This window comes from Niastella sp. sgz303648 (genome assembly GCF_059587045.1).
In genome coordinates this window covers 485,027-511,318 of the sequence record NZ_JCAPSW010000002.1, presented here as the reverse complement: position 1 = coordinate 511,318, position 26,292 = coordinate 485,027, and the positions used below count along the sequence as shown (strand labels likewise).

Sequence of the window (26,292 nt, the reverse complement as noted above, 5' to 3'; positions counted from 1 at the left end):
GCCCTTCGGTTAACATTTGTAACCGCATTGTTATTTGACATCAATTTTGAAAGATTGGCACACTTTTTTAATAGTTGTGGCATCGTTAAACAAAACCGGGTGTTTTGGAAAATTTACAGTAGCTTTTTCATATTAATAATTAATAATATCATAATCAGGGTTTCAAAGGAAACTGCTTGTATCGGACTAATATTACAAACCATTTAATGCTTTAACTATGACAACATTCACCGCACGGATTGAGCTGCAAAACGCCAATCCGAATGATTATAAAAAGCTTCAAACAGAGATGCAGAAAGAATCTTTCATTGCTGACAATTACAGTACATTATCAGGCAATGTAGAGTTTAAGAGCAAAGATAAAGCATCGATCAGGGAGGCTATAGATGCCGTGTTGCGTGCTGCGTCGAAAACAGATAAAAAATTTTCATTCACTGTAATGAAAGAAAAGAACCTCGATAAACTCGAAAGCAGGGTTCGTTATCTGCAACATCATTAATCAGCCAGGTGCTGAGACCAGAAAGGTAGCTAATAAAAAATCCCGCTGCGGCGGGATTTTTTACGTCTGTTTCTCAATTTCCCCGTTATTTATCGGGCTTTTGGTTTTTCGCTAAAACCTTCGCCATCTTGTATATTCATTAAATGCATTTGGTTTCAGCCCGGTTAGCCGCAGCCAAATTAAATATTTCATTTATTATTTATCCCCGTATAAAAACGGTTTTTTAACTCCGTAAAAATTTGTAAATAGTATATACGGCACTGATGTAAGTCACCTGGCAACCCGAAAGCTGTTCCGGCATCACATATACTTCATTTTTCATATTGTTTCCTTCGCATTTTGGCAGTAATAAAAATTGGTTTTATCTTGAACGCGTACTACTGCTGCGCTACAATCAATTATTTGGTATGAACAACAGCCTACATGCAACCGACGCATCGTTTGCCTCTATTACAAACCGGTTTGTACAGTCAGCCTTTTGCCGGGTTTTATTTTTAGCATTGCTTCTGTTGCCCCGAACCGGCGCTTTTGCCCAGTTAAATACAAAAGCTTCTTATAGCCTCATACAGCGGGTAGTACCTAAACAGGCAGCCCATTTTGTAGTAGAACCGCTTGCTGCTGAAAATGGAAAAGATATATTTGAAATAGAAAGCCGCACCGGCAAAATAGTCCTTCGTGGCAATAACGGAACATCAGTAGCCTCGGCCCTGTATCATTATCTTACCGAATATTGTCATTGCCAGATCACCTGGAATGGCACCAACCTGCAATTGCCTGCCACCCTGCCGGTGGTAAAACAAAAAGTACATAAAGCAACTCCATATACTTATCGCTATTACCTGAATTATTGCACCTTTAATTACAGCATGAGCTGGTGGAACTGGGAGCGCTGGCAAAAAGAGATCGACTGGATGGCCCTGCATGGCATCAATATGCCACTGGCCATTACAGGAGAAGAATATACCTGGTATGTTGTTTATAAAGAAATGGGATTTACCGATGAGGAATTGAAAGACTTCTTTTGCGGCCCCTCGTATTTTGCCTGGTTCTGGATGGGTAATCTGGATGGCTGGGGCGGCCCGCTGCCCCTGAGCTGGATGAAAAGCCATAAAGAATTACAGGAAAAAATTCTGCAACGCGAGCGGGACCTGGGCATGAAACCCGTACTGCCTGCATTTACAGGCCATGTACCGGCAGCATTCAAAAAGAAATATCCGAAAGCGAAACTAAAAGCCACCAACTGGACGAATGGCTTTGCCGATACTTATATTCTTGATTCGGAAGATCCGATGTTTGCCCAGATCGGAAAACGCTTTTTACAAACCCAAACATCACTTTTCGGCACCAATCACCTGTACTCGGCCGACACATTTAACGAAAACGAACCGCCTTCAGATGATCCCACTTTTTTATCGCAACTGAGCGCCCGTGTTTACGAAGGCATGCGGCAGGCCGATACAGCAGCTACCTGGGTAATGCAGGGCTGGTTGTTTTACAGTGATCGAAAATTCTGGAAAGCACCGCAAATTGAAGCCCTGTTAAAAGCAGTACCCGAAAACAAAATGATATTGCTCGATCTTGCTGCAGAAATTGAACCTGTATGGAAAAGGACCAGCGCTTTTTACGGAAAGCCCTGGATCTGGAACATGCTGCACAACTTTGGCGGCAATGTAAATCTGTTCGGCCGTTTTGATGGGGTGGCCGCCGGCCCTGCCTCAGCACTTGCCGACAACACTTCAGGCAAACTGTGGGGTATTGGATTAACTATGGAAGCCATTGAACAAACCCCGGTGATGTACGAACTGATGATGCAGCACACCTGGCAAACAAACCCGGTTGATCCCGATACATGGCTTAGAAGCTATATATTGAACCGCTACGCATCAACCAGTGATAGTTTATATAAAGCATGGCAAATATTAAGACAAACCGTTTACAATGGTAAAGAAATTCGCGATGGCGCCGAGTCGATCATTACCGGCCGTCCTACTTTCGATTCAACCACTATATGGACACGAACCAAACTGAACTATACTCCGAAAGACCTGTTACCTGCCTGGGATTTATTTATACAATCAGCTGCCAAAGGAGTGAATGCCGATGGATTTCGTTATGATGTAACAGATGTTACCCGGCAGGTACTGGCCAATTACGCATTGCCCTTACAAAAGAAATGGAAAGAAGCCTTTGCTCAAAAAGACACCATCGCATTTGCAAAATACAGCAGTGCATTTTTACAACTGATCACAGATATGGATGCCTTACTGGCCACCCGTAAAGATTTTATGCTGGGTCCCTGGATCGCAAGCGCCCGCAGTAATGGCACCACTGCAGCCGAAAAAGCCCTGTACGAACAAAATGCCCGCGACCTGATCACTTTATGGGGTGATGCCAATAGTCCTTTACACGAATACGCCAATCGTCAGTGGAGCGGATTACTGAATGATTTTTATAAACCGCGCTGGCAACAGTTTTTCACCTTATTGCGCCAGCATTTGCGCAGCGGTACAGAGCCTGATCTGAAACAATTTGAACAAAGCATTCGCCAATGGGAATGGAAATGGGTGAATGCCCAAAAAGCATTTCCGGTTGAGCCGTCGGGCAGCAGTTTACAGGTTGCGCAGCAGATGTATAAGAAGTACAGGAAGGTGATTGAGCAGGCGTACGAATGAAGCCGAAGCAGGATGTAAGAAAACAGCAACTTCAATATGAGGTTGCTGTTTTCGCTTTCTTAAACTGCCTGATTAGTTTGAAACTTAGTATTATTGAAAGTATACCAAAGGGAAGTACAGTTATCATTAATACAAATTCATACGAATAGATTAAATAAATACATGCCGCCCACAAAATTATCAGTGCCGCAATTTTAACAATGATACCGGTTTTGACTGCTTTTATAAACATCGATGCTACTAATATAAGCTGACCTATCAACGAAAAAAAAGCAGCGCCAAAAATTATCGTTTCAGAACTAAAAGCCCAGTAAAGCATACCCTCAAGTACTCCCATAGGCGCTATTCCATGGCCTATGCCTATGATAATAAACAGGTTGGCAATAATTGTCCATAGAGTGAGTCTATTAAGCTGTTTCATGCGGGTCATTCTGTAAATATAATCACAATATTTTCTTTTGGCACGCACTCAATGAAACGCCTTTTGGCACCAGCACAACATGATCGTCTTTGCGGGTTGTTATCGTAAGATGATCGCCTGACATTGTTTTTTGCCGCTGGCTGTTGATGTATATGTCAACCGGTTTGTTTTTCCATGGATTTTTAATGCGGCATATTCCTCCCTGCAATGATTGTACTTCTACAAAGCCAATATTGCCTTTGCTGATAGATGATGTCACCAAAAATGCCCCACGACATAATAATGTAAAATCGGCATCCCAGGCTGCAGGCCAGGCGGGAAATACATGAATTACAGGATCGGCTCCGGGCATGGGCGGCACACTCTGACAAAGCGCGTATTGCAATGCCTCTGCTGCACGGCCAAGGCGTTGCACACTTGTTGTTTGATATCCCTCGCGCAGATCCAATCTGTTGGCAAGTGCCGGTATCTCTGCTGTTCGCAGTTGATTCGGAATTAAGTAGCGGGTAGCTTCTACCCTGCCTAATTGCACGCCGGCCAGCGGCAGCTTTGATAATACATTTATCCTGGTGCCTGAATCAATACCACGCGGAAAATAACTGTCGTAGGTATTATTGGCAATTTTTATCTGTACACTATCTTTTGTTTCCAGCGAACACAGATCAAAGAACCATACCGGCATGGTATTGCCATCGGGCAGGCGATTGGGATTTCCCTGCACAACAGGTAAAAGCGAACCGGCATATGTTAGCCTGCGTTTGCCGTTTGCATCTGAAGGCCTCTCAAAAACCGGCAACGGAGCAAGATGTGAAACAAATTCCTGCCATTGCGAACGAAGGTTTTCATCGGTATGTAAAATAACAGATGCTCTGATAGCCGCCGGAAAAATGCCCATCATGGAGGATATCTCTTCTATGGTATTATGTCCGCCCCAGATCGATTCATTATCATTCACATTATAAATATGGTATTTGCCATCGGCTTCTTTTTTAACACCGGGATAATTGCGATAAAACTCCGTTACACCCTTTATCATGGGATACGCATATTGCCGCAGCCACTGGGTATCCTGTGAAAATTCGAATTGCAGCCAGTATTGATAAGCGATCTTTGCACCGCACGAAAAAATATGGGTTACATGTCCGTAAGGACCGCCCCCTTTATCGATCGATACCCAGTGACCGGCACTCCAGCCGCTGTCTTTTTTCCAGTTCCAGCGGCTCAAATAAGAAATTTTCGTAGACGTATAATCGTTAAAGGCTGCAGAACGATCTTTCCAGCTTTTTTTCTGCAGGTACAGCTCACGCATTTCGGCTGCTATATTTTCCGGCAATGGGCTCAACCCATCGAAACTGGTTGTTTCGGGAATATAAATGCCTTTGCTGCCCCATTGCTGCACCGCGGCTTTGGCATACGAATCGTATGCGGCACTGTACATGCGAAACATGGGTTGCAATAATTCAGGGCGATTTGTTGGGAACAGGGCATTGTACAAACAACTTTGATTGGCGCCCCAGTACAGTGCCCCCCATTTACGGGCATCGCCTGCAGTTGTAAATAACATGCCGTTGAACTTGGTGGGATAATCACCCTGTGAACAACAGGCCATCACATACAAATAATAAGTATAATACCTTTCTACAAAATCGGCTTCGCCATCGGCACTGTGCAAATGCACAAACGCTTTTTGCCAGAATTGTTGCCACCATTGCCGGTTGCTGTTTAATAACGATACATAATTTTTTTGCCGGGCCGCAGTTAACTGATCAATGGCTTTTTGCACAACATCTTCCTTACGGTTAAAAGTGGCCGCGCTGCCCATGTATATTGTATACTCGTTATTTTCGGGGTTAACAGATAAGCGAAGTGTTGCTTCACTCACTGTTTCAGTAAAAGCTTTGGCAGCATCCGTTGCCACCACAAGCGCAGAAGCGCAATAATAATCATCTTCGGTAAACTCCTGTTTCAGCACTATATAATCATTTATTACCTGTAGCGTTGAAACAGCCGTATGATTGCCTCTTTTGGTAACAGGCATGCGCAGGGCCGATACATCAATATTTACGGGCAGCCGGTTGCTTCGTTTATCGGTAACATGCACGGCCATTACATCTTTTTCGTTAAAGGCCATCACCTGTGCCTGTACCTGTTTGGTTTGAACCGTTACAAGTCCATCGTAGCACGACAAATGCTGCGAAAAACCGGGCTTCGTAAAAACCGCTTCGCCAAAATCAATATGTACAGTGCCGGTACCACCGCAATAATCGGTATTGCGTTCGAAAAAATTATTCGTGGCAGAATTGTTGCCAAATACATCTACCCTGTTTATCTGAAATTGAAGGGCCGAAGGAATTGTCCATACCAAACTGCCCATGCGCCCGTTACCTACCGGTTGCCCATCCTCGCTTTTTTCAACAGGAGCATCATATTGCAGGTCGGCACGGGCAATCAATGCCGCATAATTTACATCTGCAAGGGAGTTTTTAGCTGAATTTGTATTCTGACCAAATGATATATACGCTATTAATAAAAGGTTGCATAAAATCCATCCCGATCGGCGTGTTATAGGTTGCATACTGACATTACTATATTTTTACAAATATAGCAATGCATCACCTGCGTGTAACGGGGCTATTAACCGGATTGTGAGCTATTTTAGCCTCTCTCGCAGCCTCTCGTTAATTAAACCGGTACACCACACCCGGCAACCATCTTCCCTGTAAATATTGTGGAGCAAATGAAACAGTATTTTTCTTACGTTTTGCGGCTTCCTCTAATTTAATCTTTGCAAACCGGTGGTAATTATTCACCACCTGGCGGCCGATGAGGTGCCCGAGTATACCGCCTATCAATACATCAGAGGCCCAGTGCTTATTTTCGGTTATACGGCTTAAGCCAATGAGCGATGCGGCGCTATAAGAAAGAATAGGTATAATTGGCCGGTCGCTGTATTCCATGGCATATACGGTTGCTGCCGCAAACGCCAATGTTGTATGTCCCGAAGGGAAGGAAGTATAAGAATAACTGTTCGGCCTGTTTCCATTGGCATCTTTTTTAAACTGGTAAAATGGCCCGTGCCAGGCTGGACTATTTTTATTCGTTACAGGATCGTAGTAATAGGGTCTTTGTCTTCCCGATAAAAATTTGGCTGCTTCAAATATCACTGCAGAGGTAATATAGGCCTGTGTGGCCAGAAAGGTGGTTGTTTTTATCTTTTCGTTTTTGAAAACAAATCCATAAGTGCCCAACGCCACCAGGGTATATGCTTCATAAGGCCCGCCGAAGTTGGTTACAAATTTACTGGTACCTACCAGAGAAGCGCTTTTTTCGCGCCATTCAACGGCTTCGCGGCTGATCGGTTTATCAAGCAGCAGCACACCTGCGGTTATAGCCACCACGCCTGCAGTTTTGGCCCAGTCTCTTGGCTTTGCATGAAAGGGTGATGTGATCTGCTGTTTTAAATCACTACCCATTAATGTCCAGTAAACAGGAAAAGTGATCTTTGTTTTTTGATTATAAAATTCTCTGCGAATGCTGTCCCGGTTTCGCCTTTTTAATTCAGGTGATTGTTGATTTAAACTATCCAGTTTTTTAATCAACGTATCTTTTTGTTTTTTTATTAATGTATCCTGCTGGGCTACCGCCGCAAATGGTAAAAACAATAATAAAAAAAACCCGTATTTAAAACACGTTTTCATCGCACTACATTTTGACTTTCAATGCTATACTTTCCCTTCGCTACCGGAGCACCAACATACTGGTATGAAAACTTTTCTATACTGCGATTGCATTAAAAAATTGTGCCATGCGCTGAAAATCGTGCATCATAAATCCCAAAATAAAAATCTCAAACTATAAACTCTTAACTATTCCCATCTCTAATCCTCTTAGTTCAGCCAGCCCGCGTAAACGGCCGATGGCGCTGTAACCGGGATAAGTAGTTTTCTGAAGATCGTCGAGCATCTGGTGACCATGATCGGGACGCATGGGTAAAGTTACACCTCTTCTTTTCATCATCAGCACTATTTCCTTTATCACTGCATACATGTCAACATCGCCGGTCAGGTGATCGGCTTCAAAAAAATTGCCGTTCTCATCTTTTTTTGTGCTGCGCAAATGAATAAAATGAATATGATCGCCATATCTTTTTACGATCCCCGGCAAATCGTTATCGGCACGAACGCCAAAAGAACCAGTACAAAAACACAATCCGTTGGCGGCAGAAGGTACCGCCTGCAACAGGTCTTTTACATCCTGTTCGGTGCTCATGATGCGTGGCAGGCCTAACACTGAATATGGCGGATCATCAGGATGAATAGCCATTCGCAATCCATGTGCTTCAGCCACCGGAACCACCTGTTGTAAAAAATAAAACAAATGCTCCTTTAGTTTTTTGGCATCGATGTGATGGTATGTTTTTAAGGCCGCCAGCACCTGCTCTTTGGTAAATGGTTCATCGCTGCCGGGCAGCCCCAATAAAGCATTTCGGTATATTGTGTCTCTTTTCTCGTTTGAAATGTTGGCAAGGTATGTTTTGGCAGCAGCCAGTTCTTCCTTCGTATATTCTTTTTCGGCTCCGGGCCTTTCGAGCATATAAACATCAAAAGCAATAAAGGCCATTCTTTCGAACCGCAATGCTTTACTACCATCGGGCATAGTGTAATTAATATCGGTACGCACCCAGTCGAGTATGGGCATGAAGTTGTAAGTGATCACCTGTAATCCGCAGGCTGCCACATTTTTTAAACTCTGCTGGTAATTCTGAATGTATTGCTGATAATTACCGGTTTGCTTTTTGATGTCTTCGTGCACGGGTAAGCTTTCAATCACCGTCCAACTCATGCCGGCCGATTCAATCATCGCCTTGCGCTTGTTGATTTCGTCTATCGTCCAAACATCGCCAACGGGTATATGGTGCAGCGCTGTTACCACACCGGTACATCCCGCCTGCCGTATATGTTCTAACGGAACGGGATCATTGGGCCCGAACCAACGCATTGTGTATTCCATTTAATAATAATGAATATTGTGAATGGTGAATGGTCAATGGTGAATCGTAAAACGGCAAACGTGAATCGTGAATCGGCAAACGGCAATTTCCTCCGGTTCGCTCATCGCATTTTAACTTATAAACCTATTAACTTGTAAACTTGTCAACTTCCTACTTCTTATCTCCTACTTCTTCCTCCCTACTCGCACCTTTGCGCTATTTTATTACTACGGTTGCTTCAACCGCTTTCGCCGCTCCCAACGCTTCGCTTCGTGTACCGGGCAATGAACCTGCAATGCTTACTTTCAGCTTACCGGCCGGTAACACGCTTTCGCCTTTGTCGTTAATCACTTTCATCATATCGGGGGTAATGGTAAAACGGAGCTGTGTGTTGGCGCCGGGCGCTAAGTTTATTCGCTTAAATGCTTTCAACGCATATAACGGTGTGGTTATACCAGTTGCGTCACTGGTAAGATACACCTGCACTACTTCATCGGCCGCATTTTTTCCGGTGTTGGTTACAGTAACCGTTGCTTCAACCGGCTCGGTCTTTTTTACGTTTATAGTTGTTTTTGATAACTGCAGATTACTGTAGTCAAAGCTGGTATAACTTAATCCAAATCCAAACGGATATAATGGCTCGCCGGTCATATAGCGGTAAGTTCTTCCTTTCATGGAGTAATCTTCATACGAAGGCAGCTGGCTTAACGATTTGGGAAATGTTATAGGCAATTTACCCGAAGGCGATACTTTGCCGAACAGCACATCTGCCACCGCATTGCCGCCTTCTTCGCCGGGATACCAAACCATCAAAACTGCATCGGCAATATCATGCACTTCGGCCAGGTTCATGGGACTGCCGCCGGTGATCACGGCAATAACCGGTTTGCTGTTGTTATTTTTTATTTTACGCAGATAATCTACCTGGTTCTTTGGAATATTATAATCAAGCCGGTCGCCGAAAGTAGGTGAAGCGATCGATTCGCCTTCTTCTCCTTCGAGCAATCCGTTAATACCTAACACCACAATAGTAGCATCGCAGGTATGTGCTTCGCCGCTCGACCAGTCGATGGGATTGAGGTTATCCCTGTCGAGCAGAGCCCCGGGCCGGTATTGCAACTGACTGCCGGGCTGCACCTGTGCGGCTATACCTTCGAGTATGGTAACGAGGTTATTGTTAACGCCATAATAATTGCCCAGCAGCGCATCAACACTGGCGGCGTTCGGACCGGTAATAAAATATTTTTTCAGATCATTTTTTAAAGGCAGCGCGCCATTGTTCTTTAACAATACGATGCCTTCGCGTGCTACCTGCCGCGCCAGGTTCCGGTGTTCGGTGCTGTTGACAACCGATACGGGAATATTGTTGTACGGATTATTGGCAGGCGGATCAAACAGACCGAGCTTAAAACGGGTGCGGTATAAAATGTATAACGAACTGTCGATCTGTTTTTCATTCACCAGCCCTTTTTTTACTGCTTCTGCCAGCGAAGGATAGGTATCGCCGCAATCGAGGTTCACGCCTCTTTTCAATGCCAGCGCAGCAGCCTCGGCAGCATTGGGTACAACATTATGTCCGTGATAAAAATCAACCAATGCCCAGCAGTCTGATAAAATATGTCCTTTAAAGGCCCATTGTTTGCGCAATACATCCTGCAACAAATACGTATTGGCACAACAGGGCGCGCCGTTGGTGCTGTTGTAGGCGCACATCACAGCTTCTACCTTTGCATCTACCAGGGCTTTGAAGGCAGGCAAATAGGTTTCCCACAAATCTTTCATCGAAGCCTGCGCATTGAATTCGTGGCGTAGTTTTTCAGGACCGCTGTGCACGGCAAAATGCTTGGCGCAGGCTGCCACTTTTAAATATTTAGGATCGTTGCCCTGAAGCCCTTTTACAAAGGCTACACCTATGCGCGAAGTGAGAAATGGGTCTTCGCCATAGGTTTCCTGTCCGCGCCCCCAGCGCGGATCGCGAAATATATTGATATTGGGCGTCCAGAAAGTTAGTCCGCCATATTTCATGCGGTAATCTTTTTTAACCGCTTCGTTGAACATGGCGCGGGCTTCATCAGAAACCGCATTGGCTACCTGGAATGCCAGGCTATCGTTAAAGGTAGCGGCCAAACCAATTGCCTGCGGAAAAACAGTGGCTACACCCGAACGTCCTACGCCATGCAGGGCTTCGCTCCACCAGTTGTATTCAGGAACATTTAAACGTGGAATGCCGGCAGAATTATACACCATCTGACTAATCTTCTCCTCAAGCGTCATACGCGATACGAGGTCCTGTACCCGTGCTTCAAGAGGGGCATTTACATCGAGGTATAATGGTTGTTGGGCTTTTGCAAAAAGGCCGAGTGACAATGCAATTGTCAGTAATACATTTTTTTTCATATCGGCGAATCGTATATTTATTGCAAGATAATATTTATACGCTGAACGCGAAACGCTAAATGTGGAACGCGGAACGCTGAACGCTAAATGCTGAATGCGGAACGCGGAACGCGAAACGCTGAACGCGAAACGCTAAAACTGCCATCGGCTCACGCCTTTGTCTTGTCCCCTACGGGACTCTACTAACACCTCTCTCTTTTACCAACATTCCGGTGCCTAACGGCACAATTAACCCCGCATTACATTTCTACCAACATTCCGGTGCCTAACGGCACCCTACCAATCATCCGTTCTGAACGATGAAGCAGGCAATCCTTCTTTATTGTACAGGTTAGCGCCATCGGGGTTATCGGCCCAGGCATAACGTACTGCCACCGGATTGCTTACATTGTCGTTCCACACAATTACTTTATTGCCTTCGATAGTGGCCTTTGCCCATACCAACTTTTTATCGGCCCCGGCAATGGCAAAATAACGTAATTCGCCGCCTCCTTTTGCCACTAATCCGCTGCCGGTATTGGTAAAGCTGATGACAATCTTATTGTCCTGTACTTTCATCGACTGGTATAACGGCCCTGAATAAACTATTTTTTTATCGTTATAGGCAACTTTTTGCGCAGCCAAAGCCAGCCTTTTGCCAACATCCTGTTTATTCAGGGGATGAATGTCGTTCCATTCGCCAATATCGGTAATTACTGCCATGCCGGTATTAGGTACCGATAAAGTTTTTAACTGTGCTTCGCGTAGCATGGCCCAGCCACTTTCTGACGGCTGCTCTTTTGCCTGCATAAAATTGGCCAGCTGTACAAATAAAAACGGAAAATTTCCCTGATTAAATTTTTGCCGCCAGTTATTTATTACTGCCGGAAATAATTGCCTGTATTCAACAGGCTTGCCGGCATTCGATTCGCCCTGGTACCATATAACTCCTTTTATGCGATAATTCAGCAAAGGCGCTATCATGGCATTGAATAAACCGGTTGGCTGATATTGAAAAAATGTTGGTCCGCGCAGGGGCGATGCTGTGGTACCTAATTTATATTGCCAGGCGCCGGTAAGATCAATGCTATCGTTACCTGCTGTCAGCCGGTAAGGTTTGTCGGTGATGAACCCACCCCGTCCGGCATTGTTGATCACCCGCACTACAATACTGTTTTTACCGGGCTTCAGCATACCCGCTGGCAACTCATATCTTCTGGGGGGATATTGATATCCGATAGTTCCTGCAAATTGACCGTTTACATAAACCGAATCCTGGTCAACAATTCTTCCCAATAACAATTTCGCCGGTTTGCCGGTCATGGCAACGGGCACTTCAATATCTTTTCTGAACCAAACTACTCCGTTTACGCCTTTTAAACCATGTTCATCCCAAAACGAAGGTACTGGCATGGTTGGCCAGTCTGTTGTATTATAACCGGCATTATACCAGGGCAAGGTATCGTGTAATCCTTTATCCTGCTGCCAGATGGTATTGTACCAGGTATCGCGCACCAGCCGGTCGTTATTTTTGATGCTGTCGATATACCCGTTGCGTTTAAATTTTAAAGCAGTTTCGTAGTATTGGGGAAATGCTTTTACGGCATCTTCACTTAACCAGGCATCGGCCGGTGAGCCGCCTACGCTGGCTCTTATTATACCAATGGGCACATGATATTTTTCGTACAACGACTTTGCAAAGAAGTATCCTACCGCTGTAAACTGCAGTACCGATTGCGGATTGGCTTCCTGCCAGTTGCCTGAATCGAAGTTTTTTCGCGGGCCATTAAATTCCCAGGTGGTGGCAACCGCAAACTGTCTGATAAACGGATTGGCCGATTGGGCAATTACATCGGGATATTTTTCTTTTACCCGTTCTATAGGCAGCTCCATGTTCGATTGCCCCGAACATACCCATACATCGCCGATCAATATATTTTTGAGGGTTATCTGATTAGTGGCTTTTATTTCCATATCGTACGGACCACCGGCTTTCATAGCTGGCATTATTACCAACCATGTGCTGTCGGCGCCGGCTGCAGCGGTATAAGTTTTTCCTGTAAAACGTAGGGTAACTTTTTCACCGGGTGCCGCCCATCCCCATATGGTTAGCTTTGTATCGCGTTGCAAAACCATATTATCGCTGATGAGGCGGGGCAATTTTACCTGGGCGGTGCTCAGTACAGGCAGGCACAGTAATAGCCATTGAAGTTTTTTTATTATCCGCATGGTTTCTTTAATTCGTTGATTCTATCTTATGGTTTCAGGTTACAAGTTACAGGTTACATGTTTCTGGTTACAGGTTTCAGATTACAAGTTACAAGGAAAAATCCCCTGTACCATGTAACCTGTAACCTGCAACATCCTACTCCATACTTATTACTTACAACCTGCCTTATTGCGCATATCCCGTATTCTGCGGGAACTTCGGCCCTTCAGTAACCCTGTCTATCTCGGTTTGCGGAATAGGTCGCAATATGTGAAAATCCTGAATATTGGGACCCGCCTCGGGATTCCAGTCTTTCACTCTTTTAATTAAAGATTGGGTACGGACTAAATCATGCCAGCGTTGCCATTCGCCATAAAACTCGCGGGTGCGTTCATCTAATATAAAATCCAACGTAACATCTGTTGAAGTAATGGTCATGGCGGCAGCTGCTGCTGCATTCTGAACGGATGTATTGTTTTTTCTATAAGCTGCCCTTTGCCTGATCACATTCAGCATATTGGCGGCATTGGTTAAATCGCCCAGTTTAAATGCTGCTTCGGCAGCTACCATGTACACATCTGAAAACCGGTAAATAACTACAGGCCTTGTTGATGGATCATTAAAATTCGATCCTCGGCTGGGGTCCATAAATTTCTTCACCGAAGGGAAATAGGAATTGGTCCACAAACTGGGTGGAATAATGATTCCCTTGAATGGCCGGCTGCCATCGAATTGCGGAGCGCCTGATACTTCATAATCGGGCATCCATATCGCGGTATCAACACCCGACGTTACGGTATAGCCAATACCACGGGAGTTGTTGGCTGCCGTTGCACTGTTGGTTAACGTTGTATTGGAAATCCACACTTTCTGAAATGTATTGTCGTACCGTGAATCATTGGTGCGATTTACAAAAGCCTCGTCAAGAATATAGCGTTTACCGGTATTGGGACCCGAAGAAAGTAAAGTAGTGTTGGGCCTGGTGCGAATATACGGACGGCCATTGGCTGCATCGCGTACCATATCAGATGTACCGCTGTTGACCAAAGCACCTGATGTATTTTTATAGGAATTGATTCCGCTGTTCGAAGGATAATTCCAGATATAAAACCAGGGTGTAAGATTTTGTGTAGCGCCGCCCGATGCCCCTGCACCAACCGAGTATTGACCGTATTTAGGATCGATGCTGTGATCGCTTACAAACATGGTTTCTTTTCCATAATCATTGGCCGGGTTAAAGGCATCGCCGTAATCCTGCCACAGATCAAGATCGTAGCTTGATCTATTGGTAATAATATTTGATGCAATAGTATATGCCTGTGTAAAATCGGCCGAAGTATTATTTAACCAGCCACGAGTTAAATAAACTTTCGCCAGCAGGTATAGGGCAACAGGTTTGGTAGCCGCTTTGCCCAGAAAAGGTGAGGTTGGTTTGTTGGGCAAATCAACAATGGCATCATTCAAATCTTTAATGATCTGTTCATACACCTGTGCTACCGGCTGGCGTGAGGCGCTTTTGGTAGCTACTGAAATAAACGATGTATGAAGCGGCACATCGCCCCATGTTTGCACCAAATAAAAATACCAGAATGCGCGCAAAAATTTTGCCTGTGCCAGATAAACTCTTTTGGTTGCAGGTGCCAGCGATAAAGAGTCGATAGCCGCTCCGTATTGCAATACACCATTTAATGTATTGATGTCCTGAAATGCAATGCCCCAGGCCGCACCAAAATTGCTCGAATTAAGACCATTATAAGTATATAACTGAATGCCGCTTGCGCTGGCACCTGCCAGATATTCATCGGTACCAGCTACCATTTCGGCGCTGAACCCTTCGGTGCCCCACTGGCTTCTGATATCGTTATACACACCTGCTATACCGCCCAACACACCGGCAGGCGTACTAAGGAATGACGGAAGCATGCTTGACTGCGGATGTTCTTCCAAAACTTTTTTACAGCTGTTACCAAACAATACTGCCACGAATAATAACAAACAGCCTGTTTTTTTATGTAGGTTCATATGGAAAGTTTTATTCGTTTAAAATTTTAAGTTTACGCCAACGGTATACTGACGAATGGAAGGATTGTTGAGGCTTACGCTCACTTGTCGGGTAGGCGCACTTACATCGGTAGAACCGGTTGGATTTACAGCGCCTCCGTAACCATTGCCTTCGGGATCGGGACCAAAACCATCACGTACAAAAGGAGAATAGATGATGAACGGATTGGTGGCATTTAAATAAACCCTCAGCGAATTAACATGTAATCTTTTCAGCACTGTACCCGGCAGTTCATAACCCAGATTGATACTGCGGCATTTGATAAATGAGCCATCACGGTAAGCCAATGTTGAACCAAAGTTAAGCCGGTCGGTTCCGGCATCAGGTGCAGGAAAATCGTTGGCAGGGTTGGTGCGTGTCCAGTAATTTACTTTTATCTGATTTAAACGTCCCTGATTGAAGAAAGGAAAACCCTGGTTGCCACCATCCGCTGATAAATAAGGAACCAATACTTTCATACCCATGCGGGCATACACCACTACCGACAGGTCGAAACCTTTGTAAGCAAATCTGTTTGTGATACCGCCTTCCCATTTAGGTTGAAAATTGCCAAGTATCTGGCGGTCGGCTGCTTCAATTTTACCATTGCCGTCTACATCTTCTACTCTGATCTGACCGGGATATGCCTTCGGTGAAGTTTGAGCAGCAGTTAATCCTTTTACAGAATCTTCGAGCTGCCAGATACCGATCTTTTTATAATCATAGATCACACTCAACGGCTGGCCAACAAACCAACCATTGCCTTTATTCGATGTTTCGTCGGGCGTGGTGAGTTCGGTTATTTTTTCCCGGCTGAAAAAGAAGTTCACATCGGTGCTCCAGGTAAAGCCACTCGCGCTTCTGATATTCACGCTGCTCAGTGAAATTTCCAAACCACTTACTTCTGTTTTTCCGAGGTTTTGAACCGTTGAATTAGCGCCATTGCTTTGCGGCAGATTTACAGGAAGCAGAATATCTTTTGTTTTTTGCTTGTATACATCAATCACACCGGTAATGCGGTTATTCAGCACACCAAATTCCAAACCAAGGTCGTACTGTGCTGTTGATTGCCAGGTAAGGTAAGGGTTAGCAACCTGCGTTACGGTGTAAGCCAGTTGCTGTCCTGCAGAAGTTTGTCCAAAATTGTAGGTAGAAGCTGTGAGCAGCCCCAGTGTTTGATAAGGCGCCACATTTCGGTTACCCGATTTACCCCAGCCGCCTCTTAATTTCAGGTTGTTTACAATATTTATATCATGCATGAACTCTTCATCGCTGATATTCCATCCCAAACCAAAAGCCGGATAGGTAAAATACTGATAGCCGGGTGCAAGCGTTGAAGATCCATCTACTCGCACCGTAGCAGTAACCAGGTACCGGTTATCATACGCATAATTCACACGGCCCATGTATGATAAAAGGCCCGATTCGGTAAAACTACCGCTGCTTGTTGGCTGGCCTTGTGCAAGGGCAAAGTTGGTGTTGGTGATATAATCAGCCGGCACACCGGTTACGTTAAAGGTGCTGCCAAGGCTGTGATCTTTATTTACCTCAAACAAACCGGTTACATTGATCCGGTGCTTATCGGCAATTGTTTTATCGTAATACAACAGGTTCTGAATGTTGTATGACCATGCCTCGGTATTGCCTACACTTGCATTTGATGATGCCTGTGAGGTAGCCGAATTGGTAAAGGTTAACGGACCGTTGTAGGTATTTGTATTTTCCTGTCTGAAATCGAGACCCACATTTAACCGGTAACGCAAACCGTCAATTATTTGTACTTCACCATATAAACTGTTAAAGGTGCGCATGCGTCTTGTGCGGTTCAGTATCGCGTCTTTTCTTGTTTTGAGCGTTAACGGAGAAATGATGCTTGCGTCGATAGAACCGAGGGCGGGATTAAGATTTAAAGTTCCGTCAGGAAGATAAGGCGAAGCCAGTGGTGTTAATCGCACCAGTGAATAAGGCACGCCTGCCCCGCCTGGTGTATTGGCATATGACAGGGTATTCAATGTATTTAAACCGATCTTTAACCGGTTGTTTATTTTGTGATCGATAGAAGCTCTTAATGAATAGCGTTCAAATTTTTGATTGGGTATAATACCTGTTTCGTTATAATAACCGCCGCTTAAACCATATTGGGTGGTTTCGGAACCGCCCGATAAGCTCAACTGGTGGTTGGTGGTAAAACCATTCTGATAAATAAGGTTTTGCCAGTCGGTTGATACCCCTGCGGCCAGCGCATCTTTTTCGGCCTGGGTAAGATTATAGGAAGATGTTCCTGCGCTGGTTGGCCAGTTCGACCGGTTGTAAGTTGCCGCATCGGCTTTAAACTGCGCGTATTCCTGTCCGTTCATTACTTTGTACTTACCCATGATCTGCGAAATGCCGTAATAGCCGTCATAGCTTATTACCGCTTTTCCGGGCTTTCCGCGGCGTGTGGTAATTAATATAACACCACCGGCTCCCCGTGAGCCATAAATGGCAGTAGCCGACGCATCTTTTAATATTTCAAGGCTGGTAATATCATCGGGATTAAGGTCGTTGATGCTGCCGCCGTAGGGAATACCATCTACCACCAGCAACGGACCATCCAATGCATCGCTTGAGCTTTGCGAATTGGTAATTGTACGGTTACCCCTGATGCGGATCTGTCCGCCGCTTCCCGGTGTAGAACCGTTACTTACAATAGAAACGCCCGGCGTGCGACCCTTTAACTGGGCAATAACATTGGGCGCAGGCACTTCTTTTAATGTTTTTTCAGTGACCGACACTACCGAACCGGTAACATCTTTCTTCTTTTGTGTACCGTAGCCTATCACTACCACCTGTTCAAGATCGTTAGCAACGGTAGCAACAGAAACATCTACCATTTCGCGACCATTAATATTTACTTCTTTTGTACCAAAGCCTATTGAAGAAATAACCAGCGTTCCGTTAGCTGACGCCTGAATTTCGTAATAACCGCCCACATCACTGGCAGCAGAAACCGAAGTTCCTTTTAAAAGAATTGTTGCATTGGACACAGGATGACCACCCTCGCTGGTAATGCGCCCTTTTACCTTAATGGTGTTTTGGGCGTACAACGATGAGGAAAAAAGAATGCCTGTAAATACACAGAACAGTAAAGGAAAAAACCGGGGTGAGCGCAGCCATTGCCTGGCAAACCCTGAAGGTGAACAAGGTGTAACCGGACTTTTCATAAACAAGCGTTTTTTAAATGTGAGGATTGAGTTTTGGCAATAAGCAGCCGGAAAACCTGTAACTACAGATTTTCAGCTTTATTAAAATGCTTTATACTTTAATTGGTCGGCTTAATTATATACAGTCAGTTTATGCAGCCATACTAACAGATTTACATTCAAAGTCGTTGAATCAGTCAATTATGCACATAGATGTATATACGCAGATTGATGAATAAATTCATTTGAACACTGCGCCTTTGTTTCTATGCGATTATTTACCAACGCCGGTGGACCGCCGGCATTAATTCAATGATATCAGATTTGCATTGATCAACTCCTCCGGGATAACCGGATGCCTGTTTGTTTGATGAAGACCGAAGACCGGAAGTCGGAAAGACCAAAAAAGTCCGGAAGTCAGTAAAGACCGAAAGTCTGAAAGAACTTACCCCGCTCAGAGGCATCTTTCGGACTTTCCGACTTTCCGTCTTTCGGACTTGATAATTTTCATCATGGCAAACAATAGCTTAGTGATTCGCAGCACTAATTTAGAGAGAATATGTGAAAATGTAACCGTTTACATTGTTTTTTTAAAAATAATTTTATTTTACCTTTACTATCAGCTATGTAAACGATTGTATGACAAAACCCAAAGAAATCACCATCTACGATCTTGCCCGTAGGCTAAACATCTCAATTGCAACGGTTAGCCGCGCATTGAAGGATGACCCCGTTGTTAGCAAAAAAACCCGGAAAAAGATATTTGACCTGGCCGAAGAAATGGGGTACCGGTACAATCATTTTGCCCGGAACCTTCGCGAACAACGCACTTATACTATCGGCGTTATTGTTCCCCGGCTGAACAGTTATTTTATGAGCACCGTTATTGCAGGTATCGAAAGCGTGCTAAACAATGCCGGGTATAATCTCATCATCAGCCAGTCGAGCGAATCGGCCGACAAGGAAATGGCCAGCGCCAAAACCATGTTCAACAACCGGGTCGATGGCATGCTGGTTTCGCTGGCATACGACACGGCAGACATTAGCCACTTTGACCCCTTTTTCAAAAAACATATCCCGCTTATATTTTTCGACCGGGTGGCTGATCATCCTAATTGCACCAATGTATTGATCGATAATCGCAAATGCGCTTATGAAGCCACCAGTCATTTAATAGCTCAGGGATGTAAACGCATTGTACATATTACGGCTACACCAAAACGCAATGTATATATCGACCGCCTGGCTGGTTATAAGCAGGCGCTGGCCGACCATCAACTTCCTTTCAGCGAAGAATATGTATTGATCAATAACCTAAGCCAGGAAGCAGGTATGCGGGCGGCAGAAACGATACTTCAAATGAACCCTTTACCCGATGCGGTTTTTGCAGCGAACGATAACTGTGCGGTGGGATGCATGCTTGCCCTGAAAAAAGCAGGACTGCACATTCCGCACGACATTGCCTTTGTGGGATTTAATAACGATCCTGTTTCAACCGTAATAGAACCGAACCTTACAACCATCAATTATCCAGGATATAAAATGGGCGAAATGGCAGCGGGCAGTTTAATCAACCATTTAAATGGTGTAGATAGCATTGACGCTACCAATACTATTTTATTAAGGTCGGAGCTGATCATAAGAGAATCGTCATTAAAAAAATAAAGGTGTTTAATTATCCCGTCAGGGATTACATATTGGTAGAAAAATCAATAATTGAAATACGGTCTTGTAGGGACCAAATATATTATATCTCGCAAAGGCGCTATGCCGCAAAAGTTGATCGCTTCGCGATCTGTAAGAACGCTAAGAAAGGCTTTGCGGCTTTGCGGCTTAGCGCCTTTGCGCGAGACATTATTTCGAATTGCATTTGTATGAAAAAATGGATCGCAGTTATTATTGGAGTTATTATCATCTACCCTTCAAAAGCTGAAGACGGCTATCGTTTATGGTTGCGGTATAACGCCGTTGATGATGCGCATTTATTGCAGCAATACCGGCAGCAGATTACCGGCATTGCCTGCAGCGCCGCCACCGCTACCCTGCAGGCTGCCAATAATGAATTGCTTACAGGGCTGCAGGGACTACTGGCAAAAAAAATACCTAACCAGGTTTCCATTGCCGGCGGAACTGTTGTTGCAGGAACGCCGGCCCATTATTCGTTTATAAGCGCCCTTATTGCCGATACCATCCTGAAACGCCTGGGTAATGAAGGATTTATTATTCGAACTACCACCACCGGCAATAAGAATATCATACTCATTACCGCCAATACCGATGCAGGCATATTATATGGCGTATTTCATTTTTTACGACTGTTGCAAACCCATCAGCCCCTGCAACACATTGCAATTACCAGCGTACCACAGATCACCCATCGTTTGTTGAACCACTGGGACAACCTAAACCGAACGGTTGAACGCGGATATGCCGGTTGCTCAATCTGGGATTGGCAGCGATTGCCCGGTTATATCGACCAGCGGTATATTGATTATGCACGCGCCAATGCATCCATTGGCATTAATGGTACGGTGCTTACCAATGTAAACGCCAATGCCATGGTACTAACCGAACAATACCTGAAAAAAGTAGCTGCCCTGGCCGATGTATTCAGGCCTTATAATATTAAAGTGTATCTCACCGCCCGCTTCAGCGCCCCGGTTGAAACCGGCGGATTGCAAACAGCCGATCCGCTGAATGAACAGGTACAACGCTGGTGGACCGAAAAAGCGAATGAAATTTACCGTTATATACCCGATTTCGGCGGCTTTCTGGTAAAGGCCAATTCAGAAGGACAGCCAGGTCCACAAAATTATGGCCGCACTCATGCCGATGGCGCCAATATGCTGGCAGATGCCTTAGCGCCGCATGGCGGTATTGTAATGTGGCGTGCGTTTGTATACAGTAGTGAACAACCCGACGACCGCTTTAAACAGGCGTATAATGAATTTAAACCGCTCGACGGAAAATTCAGAAAGAATGTACTGATACAGGTAAAGAACGGTCCTATTGATTTTCAACCGCGCGAACCTTTTCATCCCTTGTTCGGCGCCATGCCGCAAACACCGCTGATGATGGAGTTTCAGCTTACGCAGGAATACCTTGGCTTTGCCACGCATCTTGCTTACCTCGCTCCCCTGTTTAAGGAAGTTCTTTCTACCAATACCTATGCAAAGGAAAATAACAGCACGGTAGCGGATATTATCGATGGTGCCGCTGATGGACATACGCTGAGCGGAATGGCCGGTGTAGCCAATATCGGCAGCGATATTAACTGGACGGGGCATCCGTTTGGTCAGGCCAACTGGTATGCACTCGGGCGGCTTGCCTGGAGCTGCGATCTTACTTCGGCACAAATTGCCAGTGAGTGGATACGGCAAACCTTTACCAATAAACAACCTTTTGTTGACAGCGTACAAAAAATAATGCTGGATTCGCGCGAAGTACTGGTCAATTATATGACCCCGCTTGGCCTGCATCACATTATGGGATACAGTCATCACTATGGTCCGGCTCCCTGGTATAATAAAGCGACACGGGCCGACTGGAACCCTGTATATTTTCACAAAGCCGATTCAACCGGTATCGGTTTTAACAGAACGGCTACCGGAAGCAATGCACTCGTGCAATACCAGCCTGCCGTACAACAACAATTTAACGACCTGCACAACTGCCCCGAAAACTATTTGCTATGGTTTCATCATGTGCCATGGAATTATACCATGCGATCGGGCAGAACGCTTTGGGAAGAATTGTGCTTTAAATATAATACCGGTGTTGATTCAGTGCGGTGGATGCAACGCACCTGGAAACAGCTGAATAAGTATATAGATGAAGAACGGTTTAAACAGGTACAAATGCTGTTGAATATACAGGAGCAGGAAGCAGTATGGTGGCGCAATGCCTGCCTGTTGTATTTTCAAACCTTTTCACAAAAACCTATTCCGCCTCAATACGAACAACCCGACCATACGTTGGAATATTACGAAGCGTTGAGTTTTCCATATGTACCAGGCAATTGACCATTGACCATACACGAAATTAAACAACGAGAAAAATAAAAGTAGTCATGAAATCAGCAACCCCAACAACAGTAGCAATAGTAACCGGAGGCGGTTCAGGGATAGGATTAGCTATTACAGAAAAGTTTATACAAAATAAAATTACCACGGTGATCGTAGGACGCGATCCCGAAAAGCTGCATCAGGCAAAACAAAAACTGGGTGAACTTTGTGTACCAATTGTAACAGACTTAAGCGATCTGAGCGCCATTCCATCGCTCGTAAAACAGGTAATAAAACAATTCGGGCATATTGATATTCTGGTGAACAATGCAGGCATCAATATGAAAAAAGAATTCACCGATGTAACCGACGAAGATTTTCAAAAGGTAATACTTACCAATTTAACAGCAGTATTTGCGCTTACGCGCGAAGTGGTTAAAAACATGCTAACAGCCGGTAAAGGAAGCATCGTGAACATCAGTTCCATGGCTGCGCAGTATGGCATTCCCAAAGTAATAGCCTATTCTGCATCCAAAACAGCCATCGAAGGCATGACGCGCGCCATGGCGGTTGAATTATCACCCAAAGGTATACGCGCCAATTGCATAGCCCCCGGTTTTATAGCCACTGAAATGACATCGAAGGCATTCAACAACGACGCAGAACGAAAAAACAAAGCGCTGTCGCGTACGCCCATCGGTGCCATGGGAGCGCCATCGGATATTGGCGATGCGGCGTTGTTCCTCGCTACCGATGCATCGCGGTACATTACAGGTGTAGTGCTTCCGGTTGATGGAGGAAATTCGATTGGGTTTTAAGGCACAAGGACATAATTGTCTATTACCAGTACCTGCCGTGTTATGAGCATAAGCAATCATCTTACTAAAATAGCATGGAATGTTATAGTCGCCATGCGTACAACCGGAGCATGTTGAGGCTATAACATGCCCGGTTATATTGGCCACCTTGTTGAAATTTGAAAAACAAACCTGTTAGGTTTACAACATATCTTTCATATGAAAAAAATAGTACTGCTAACGATTGTCCTTATCCTGTACAACACCTTATCTGCTCAAAAAAAACCTGGGCAACCGGTAAAGGATGCATTTCCGTTGGTTACCCGCGAGGCAACAACGATATATGTTGACGGCAATGACCATTGGCTTGTTCAAAAGGCGGCGGCATTGCTTCAAACCGATATTGAAAAAGTAACAGGCAAAAAGCCCGATACCACTCATACGCTTGCACACCCGGCCAAAAATATCATTGTAATTGGTTCGCTCGAAAAAAGCACGCTCATCAACCAGCTGGTTACCACCAACCGGTTAAATGCCGACAGTATCAAAGGCAAATGGGAAGCCTTTCAGGTGCAGGTGGTGCAACAACCCTTTCCCGGTGTTGACAAAGCACTGGTAATTTGTGGCAGCGACCGTAGGGGAACAGCATATGGTGTGTTTGAACTATCGAAACAAATCGGAGTATCGCCCTGGTACTGGTGGGCCGATGTACCGGTAAAACAACAAAAGGAATTATATTTTCAAAACGATAAAAAACTATTCGAATATCCGGGTGTAACCTACCGGGGCATATTCATCAACGACGAAGCGCCCGCTTTATCAGAATGGAGCAAAGCCACATTTGGCGGCTTTAATCATAAATTTTATGAAAAAGTATTTGAGCTGTTATTGCGCCTTAAAGGCAATTACCTGTGGCCGGCCATGTGGGGTAATGCATTTTATGATGATGATACTTTAAACCCGGTGGTAGCCGATCAGTATGGCATCGTTATTGGCACCAGTCACCACGAGCCCATGCTGCGTGCGCACGATGAATGGCGACGCTATGGCTCGGGCAAATGGAATTACGACTCAAACGAAGCACGTTTAAAAACATTCTGGCAGCAGGGCATTCAGCGCAAACGCAATTATGAAAGTATAGTTACAGTAGGTATGCGGGGCGATGGCGATATGCCTATGAGCGCCGGCAGCAATATTGCTTTACTCGAAAGAATAGTAAGCGATCAGCGAAAGATCATTTCTGATGTTACCGGCAAAGATGCCGCCGCCACGCCACAATTGTGGGCATTGTATAAAGAGGTGCAGGATTATTACGACAAAGGCATGCGCGTTCCGGACGATGTAACCTTATTATTGTGCGACGACAACTGGGGCAATGTGCGCAAACTGCCCAATCCTGCTGCACCTGTACGTTCAGGCGGGTACGGCATGTATTATCATTTTGATTATGTAGGCGGACCAAGAAATTACAAATGGATAAATACCAATTCTATTCCCCGTGTATGGGAACAAATGCATCTTACCTGGCAATATGGCGTTAACCGCATCTGGATAGTGAACGTTGGAGATATCAAACCAATGGAATTGCCCATCTCTTTCTTTCTGGATTATGCCTGGAATCCCAATCAATATACAACAGACCCCGGTCCCGCATATACGCTAACATGGGCTACTGAACAATTTGGTTCAACCTATTCCAAAGCCATTGCGCAACTACTTTCAAAATATACGCAATACAACAGCCGCCGCAAACCCGAACTGTTATCGCCCGATACGTATAGTTTGACAAATTATCGCGAAGCAGAAAAAGTTGTAGAGGACTATAACCAACTGGCCGATGAAGCAGATAAAATTTACCACCAGTTGCCCGAGGCTTATAAAGATGCTTTTTTTCAGCTGGTATTACACTCGGTAAAGGCAAGCGCCAACCTGAACGAAATGTATGTAACAGCCGGCAGAAATCATTTATACGCAAAACAGGGGCGCGCCGCTACCAATGATCCCGCAGCTCGTTGTGCTGCATTGTTTGCAACCGATTCCCTGCTCAGCTATCAATACAACAAGGTAATGGCCAATGGCAAATGGATCCACATGATGGACCAAACACATATCGGTTATACGTACTGGCAGCAGCCACCTGTAAATAAGATGCCTGCGGTTACTACCATTACCGTACCGCAAAAAGCCATTATGGGGGTAGCTGTTGAAGGATCTGAATCGGTATGGCCCGATGATACATCAAATGCAGTATTACCAGAGTTTTCGGTGTATGATTCATCAAAACATTATATAGAATTGTTTAATCGCGGCAGCGAACCCTTCAATTATACCATTGATGCCTCTGCTCCCTGGTTGCAGCTTTCATCAAAAGCTGGCAGTATTGAAAAAGAACAACGCATATGGTTTTCTGTTAACCGCAACCTGGTTCCCAAAGGAAATCATCGTATTCCCGTTACTATAACCGGACCAAACAATACAAAAGTTGTTGTTTATGCTGTAGTTAAAAATTTCTCTATACCAGGCAATTTAAAAACACCGCTTTTTGTTGAAACCAACGGTTATATTTCAATAGAAGCCGATCACTATGCCCGCGCTGTGAATGACAATATTGTTACATGGCAACGTATAACCGATATTGGCCGTACCGGTGGTGGTGTTACGCCTTTCTTTTCGAAACCTGCGAGCCCGTTTAAAAGTTCTTTGGCAATAGATAAGCTTCCTCACCTTGAATACAACATCTACAGCACCGACACCGGCACTCTGAGTCTGATGGCGTATTGTTCTCCTACCCTGCCCTTTAATGAATCGAACGGATTGCAATATGCCGTGACTTTTGATAATGAAGCACCGCAGGTTATTAATCTGCATGCCGATAATTCAGAAAAAGCCTGGGGGCAATCGGTAAGCGATAATATACGCATCGGCACATCACACCATGCATTGCAACAACCCGGGCATCATGTTTTGAAAATATATGTTGTTGATCCCGGTTTGGTGTTCCAAAAGCTGGTCATAGATTTCGGTGGGGTGAAACAAAGTTATCTGGGGCCACCTGCCAGATAGCCAACATTTGATCCCGTAAGGCGGGACGCCATTTTTCA

14 protein-coding genes are annotated in these 26,292 nt (G+C 44.9%); 6 read left to right on the top strand and 8 right to left on the bottom strand.

The window, feature by feature from the left end:
• The first annotated feature begins 217 nt into the window (after nucleotides 1-217).
• Nucleotides 218-499: a hypothetical protein gene (locus tag AC59IL_RS06620; RefSeq protein ID WP_496551313.1), complete on the top strand. Its 282-nt coding sequence runs from the start codon at nucleotides 218-220 to the stop codon at nucleotides 497-499.
• A gap of 407 nt (nucleotides 500-906) precedes the next feature.
• Nucleotides 907-3,171: an alpha-N-acetylglucosaminidase gene (locus tag AC59IL_RS06615; protein WP_496551312.1), complete on the top strand. Its 2,265-nt coding sequence runs from the start codon at nucleotides 907-909 to the stop codon at nucleotides 3,169-3,171.
• Nucleotides 3,172-3,202: 31 nt separating this feature from the next.
• Here the strand turns inward: AC59IL_RS06615 and AC59IL_RS06610 are convergent, their stop codons facing one another.
• The 8 genes from AC59IL_RS06610 to AC59IL_RS06575 form a co-directional block, all read right to left on the bottom strand.
• Nucleotides 3,203-3,592, bottom strand: coding sequence for a hypothetical protein (locus tag AC59IL_RS06610; protein ID WP_496551311.1), 390 nt, complete (start codon nucleotides 3,590-3,592; stop codon nucleotides 3,203-3,205).
• A 22-nt stretch (nucleotides 3,593-3,614) separates the two neighbouring features.
• The gene (locus AC59IL_RS06605; RefSeq protein WP_496551310.1) at nucleotides 3,615-6,167 is read right to left on the bottom strand and encodes a glycosyl hydrolase family 95 catalytic domain-containing protein; all 2,553 of its coding nucleotides are present in this window, start codon (nucleotides 6,165-6,167) and stop codon (nucleotides 3,615-3,617) included.
• 103 nt (nucleotides 6,168-6,270) lie between these two features.
• Nucleotides 6,271-7,290, bottom strand: a complete 1,020-nt coding sequence (locus AC59IL_RS06600) for a phosphatase PAP2 family protein (RefSeq protein ID WP_496551309.1) — start codon at nucleotides 7,288-7,290, stop codon at nucleotides 6,271-6,273.
• A 154-nt stretch (nucleotides 7,291-7,444) separates the two neighbouring features.
• Nucleotides 7,445-8,590, bottom strand: coding sequence for a mannonate dehydratase (uxuA, locus tag AC59IL_RS06595; RefSeq protein WP_496551308.1), 1,146 nt, complete (start codon nucleotides 8,588-8,590; stop codon nucleotides 7,445-7,447).
• Nucleotides 8,591-8,798: 208 nt separating this feature from the next.
• On the bottom strand, nucleotides 8,799-10,979 hold the full coding sequence (locus AC59IL_RS06590; protein WP_496551307.1) for a glycoside hydrolase family 3 C-terminal domain-containing protein: 2,181 nt from the start codon (nucleotides 10,977-10,979) through the stop codon (nucleotides 8,799-8,801).
• A gap of 276 nt (nucleotides 10,980-11,255) precedes the next feature.
• Entirely contained in the window at nucleotides 11,256-13,187 is a 1,932-nt protein-coding gene (locus AC59IL_RS06585; protein ID WP_496551306.1) for a sialate O-acetylesterase, read from the bottom strand.
• Between the two features lie 166 nt (nucleotides 13,188-13,353).
• Nucleotides 13,354-15,189 carry a RagB/SusD family nutrient uptake outer membrane protein gene (locus AC59IL_RS06580; protein WP_496551305.1) on the bottom strand — a complete coding sequence of 612 codons (1,836 nt, stop codon included), beginning with the start codon at nucleotides 15,187-15,189 and terminating at the stop codon, nucleotides 13,354-13,356.
• 18 nt (nucleotides 15,190-15,207) lie between these two features.
• Nucleotides 15,208-18,411 (bottom strand): SusC/RagA family TonB-linked outer membrane protein, encoded by a 3,204-nt coding sequence (locus tag AC59IL_RS06575; protein ID WP_496551304.1) that lies wholly within the window; start codon nucleotides 18,409-18,411, stop codon nucleotides 15,208-15,210.
• Nucleotides 18,412-19,029: 618 nt separating this feature from the next.
• Here AC59IL_RS06575 and AC59IL_RS06570 point away from each other — a divergent pair.
• From AC59IL_RS06570 to AC59IL_RS06555, 4 genes are all read left to right on the top strand, one after another.
• Nucleotides 19,030-20,055 (top strand): LacI family DNA-binding transcriptional regulator, encoded by a 1,026-nt coding sequence (locus AC59IL_RS06570; protein WP_496551303.1) that lies wholly within the window; start codon nucleotides 19,030-19,032, stop codon nucleotides 20,053-20,055.
• Between the two features lie 209 nt (nucleotides 20,056-20,264).
• A complete protein-coding gene (locus AC59IL_RS06565) occupies nucleotides 20,265-22,412 on the top strand; it encodes an alpha-glucuronidase family glycosyl hydrolase (protein WP_496551302.1) in 2,148 nt (715 codons plus the stop codon).
• A 47-nt stretch (nucleotides 22,413-22,459) separates the two neighbouring features.
• Nucleotides 22,460-23,212 (top strand): SDR family NAD(P)-dependent oxidoreductase, encoded by a 753-nt coding sequence (locus AC59IL_RS06560; RefSeq protein ID WP_496551301.1) that lies wholly within the window; start codon nucleotides 22,460-22,462, stop codon nucleotides 23,210-23,212.
• A gap of 198 nt (nucleotides 23,213-23,410) precedes the next feature.
• A complete protein-coding gene (locus AC59IL_RS06555; protein WP_496551300.1) occupies nucleotides 23,411-26,254 on the top strand; it encodes a glycosyl hydrolase 115 family protein in 2,844 nt (947 codons plus the stop codon).
• Nucleotides 26,255-26,292 lie beyond the last annotated feature (38 nt).